Source organism: Ancylomarina sp., assembly GCF_041555295.1.
In the GTDB taxonomy this organism is placed as follows: Bacteria; Bacteroidota; Bacteroidia; order Bacteroidales; family Marinifilaceae; genus Ancylomarina.
Map to the genome: position 1 here is coordinate 1 of NZ_JBFFKR010000333.1, position 3,215 is coordinate 3,215.

The following is a 3,215-nucleotide window of genomic DNA, read 5'->3' on the forward strand; positions in this document are numbered from 1 at the left end:
AGAGTATTTCCCGACAGTTGATCACCAAATCCTACGATAATATTGAGCAAGAGCTAAAGAAATACAATTCCAAAAAGGAACGCGCACGCTTGTTCGAAGATTTTGATCGGATTTTCCTGAAGTTATTTCCTGATTTTATACAGCGATTCAATCAGCTTTTCGATGAAAAGGATCGTATATTTTTAAAGGACCATTTATCTCTAAACACCGATCTTAGAATCTTTGCATTAATTCGAATTGGTGTAGCCGATAGCGAGAAAATAGCCAGCATCCTTAACCTCTCAGTCAACACCATTTACACCTATAAAACTAAGATCAGGAATCGCTCCATTTATCCCAATGAAGAGTTTGATTTAAAGGTGATGGCTATAAAATCTGTTTAGTTAGAATACTGATTCTTTGACAAGAAAATGCCCCAATTAACATTGTAATTGGAGCAATAATTATTTTGAAATAAAGTAATTAATTAGAAACGATAAGCTACCGATAACAAGACCGATGAACTGTCAAAACCATAATTGAAATTGGAATAATCACTCTTATGTTTGCCAAATGTATCTGTGGTAGTTGTTGATTCACTAATTGAATAATTTAAATAAGGCATGATTTCAGCCCCAAAGATAAACTGGTCATTTATTTTATAATTTAAGCCTAAGACTAAATTAATCCCAGGGCTGTAACTGTTTTCTTTTACTTCATACCCGTATCCATTTTCTGTATTATGGCCAGTATATTTGTCGTAACGATAACCAAAAGAAAGGTCAGCACCATACCTGAATTCTACTTTTTCTGATACAAGTCTACGGTATTCTTTTCCAACTTTTAAACTGAATCCAAATCTTTTGAAATCAGCATTATCATTATTGAATTCAGCATCTGTATTACTTCCTGAAAATGATAATGCATTGAATCTCCACAATTCCTTAGTTGTACCTACTTTGTAAGAAAATCCAAATTCATTCAAATTTTTAAAAGTTAATCCAAGCTCTTTTACTTTAGTTTTTTCTTGAGCCATTATAAAAGTTGAGAGTGTAAGGGCGATTAAAAGAATTCCTATTTTTTTCATATACTTGAAATGTTATATTTGATTTGAAGATTTAAAAGCGATAAGCCAAGGATAACAGGACTGATGAACTGTCAAAACCATAACTGAAATGGTTGTTTTTATTTGTTGTTTTTTCACCATCATTGTCTGTACTTTTACGAAACGAATAGCCTATGCTAGGCATGATTTCAGCACCAAGAATGATATGGTCATTTATTATATAATTTACACCTAGAACCATATTAATTCCAGGGTAGTAATTATTGCTTTTTCCTTCACTTCCAGACATACTACTGCCTTTGTCGTAACTGTATCCAAAAGAAAGATCTGCTCCATACCTAAATTCCATATTTTTGGCTATAAGTTTACGATATTCTTTTCCAACATTGAAACTGAAACCGAAGCTCTTGTTATCCTTATTGTAATCGCCTTCTTCATAGTCTCCACTGCCTCCTGAGAATGATAGAGCGTTGAATCTCCATAAGGATTGTTCTGTACCTACTTTGTAAGAAAATCCAAAACCATCCAGATTCCTAAACGTAAGACCAAGCTCTTTTACTTTAGTTTTTTCTTGAGCCATTACAAAAGTTGAGAGTGTAAGGGCGATTAAAAGGATTATTGTTCTTTTCATGTTTATAAATATTTTATTGATAATTAAAAGATGATTGGGATATAACAATATTCATGCCATTTCTTAATAATATGTTTTATTATTAATACAGTAGGAGGAATTATTTACAGTTCAATTATTTATCTTTTGAGAATTCAAGTCATTCATATCATGTGTGTATATCTCATAAAGTTCTTGTATCAGATCTATATTTATAAGAGTTTTGTGTTTTGTTAAGATGTAGGTTGTTAGTTGTTTAGTTTTAACATGTATCTTTATTCGTCTATATATTGGTTTATATTTTAGTTATTGGAAGTTGAATGCTCTTATTTTGATTATCGAAACAATTAATCAAATTATAAACTCATGAACATTAAAAGACTTTTATTTGGCTTGGTCGTCCTGACAGCTGCCATGGTTTCTTGTAATGGCAATATGCAAAAACAAGAACTTAAATCACCTGATGGTAAAATTGCAATCACGATTAATCTTGAAAGTGGTCAGCCAACTTATCAAGTAAGCTTCGATGGAAAATCAGTGATTGATCCTTCAACATTGGGTTTCGATTTTACCAATATGCCTGCCATAAAATCGGGATGGGAAATTGTATCATCAAAACAAACCAGCAGCAACTCGACATGGGAAATGCCATGGGGCGAAAAGCGCGTGGTTGAAGATCACTTTAATCAACTGATAGTTGCTTTAATTGAAAAAGAAGCTCCTAATAGAAAAATGAATTTAGAGTTCAAAGCCTATAATGATGGGATAGGTTTTAGATATGACTTTCCAGAGCAAGAAGCCATGAAAGAGCTTTTGATTGCTGAAGAGAATACTGAGTTTAATCTGACTGGCGACCATAAGGTTTGGTGGATTCCTGGTGACTGGGATATTTACGAACATCTTTATCATACAACCAAGTTCTCTGAAATTGACGCGACTAAATTGCGTGGACATGCAAGTTTGGCTCAGACCTCAATTCCGAATAATGCGGTGAATACGCCTGTGAGTATGAAAACTGCCGAGGGAATTTATTTAAGTTTCCATGAGGCTAACCTGACAGATTATTCAGGAATGACACTTAAAGTTGATACTTCGAATATGAAGATGGTTTCGACTTTAGTTGGATCAGAAAGAACAAAGTATAAGGTGAAACGATCTTTGCCATTCCATACGCCTTGGAGAACTATTCAAATTGCTGAAAAGGCTGGTGATTTAATTCAATCCGATTTAATTGTAAATCTGAATGAACCCAACAAGATTGGTGATGTTTCGTATTTTAAACCGATGAAGTATGTGGGTATTTGGTGGGACATGCATCTGGGAACCAAAACCTGGGATAAGGCAAGTGGTAATCATGGCGCGACTACTGAATATGCCAAAGAGTTGATCGATTTTGCATCGGAAAATAATATTGGTGGAATTTTGGTTGAAGGCTGGAACACAGGTTGGGAGCACTGGATTGGTTTTGAAGACCGCGAAGGTGTATTCGATTTTGTGACTCCATATGAGGATTACGATTTAAAAGAAGTGGTTCGCTATGGAAAAGAAAAAGGCGTGGAG

General features: G+C 34.2%; 4 protein-coding genes. 2 read left to right on the forward strand and 2 right to left on the reverse strand.

Annotation, left to right across the window (positions count from 1 at the left end; genetic code table 11):
• On the forward strand, positions 1–383 hold a 383-nt coding region (locus ABY905_RS15460; RefSeq protein ID WP_372645489.1), incomplete at its 5' end, for a DUF6377 domain-containing protein.
• Between the two features lie 83 nt (positions 384–466).
• Here the strand turns inward: ABY905_RS15460 and ABY905_RS15465 are convergent.
• Positions 467–1,066, reverse strand: coding sequence for a hypothetical protein (locus ABY905_RS15465; RefSeq protein ID WP_372645491.1), 600 nt, complete (start codon positions 1,064–1,066; stop codon positions 467–469).
• Between the two features lie 31 nt (positions 1,067–1,097).
• Positions 1,098–1,676 carry a hypothetical protein gene (locus ABY905_RS15470; protein ID WP_372645493.1) on the reverse strand — a complete coding sequence of 193 codons (579 nt, stop codon included), beginning with the start codon at positions 1,674–1,676 and terminating at the stop codon, positions 1,098–1,100.
• 345 nt (positions 1,677–2,021) lie between these two features.
• On the opposite strand from ABY905_RS15470, the gene ABY905_RS15475 reads away from it, so the two are divergent.
• A partial coding sequence (locus tag ABY905_RS15475) for a glycoside hydrolase family 97 N-terminal domain-containing protein (RefSeq protein WP_372645495.1) occupies positions 2,022–3,215 on the forward strand: 1,194 nt, incomplete at its 3' end.